1 protein-coding gene is annotated in these 232 nt (G+C 61.2%); it reads right to left on the bottom strand.

Annotated features, from left to right (window positions below; genetic code table 11):
• On the bottom strand, positions 1-232 hold a 232-nt coding region (locus tag RTW80_RS31000; protein ID WP_312722101.1), incomplete at both ends, for an ABC transporter permease.

Here is a 232-nt window from a genome sequence, read left to right as displayed (position 1 = left end):
ATGGTGTTAGTCCCGATGGCGCGAATATCCGCCAGCACCAGCTGTTTCGCCGCATCGCCCACCACCACAATCGACACCACCGAGGCAATACCGATAATGATGCCGAGCATGGTCAGCAGGGTGCGCATTTTGTTGGCCGCCATCGCCAGCCAGGCCATGGTCAGCGCTTCACGAAAGCCGCTGGAGAACTGTCCCCAGCCGGTGGACGCAGGTAAGGCTTCTTTCGGCGCCG

Origin of the sequence: Escherichia sp. AM3 (assembly GCF_032029835.1) — a bacterium.
Lineage (GTDB): Bacteria > Pseudomonadota > Gammaproteobacteria > Enterobacterales > Enterobacteriaceae > Escherichia > Escherichia coli.
Note: the sequence above shows the minus strand (reverse complement) of the source record. Positions and strands in the feature narration are given on the sequence as shown.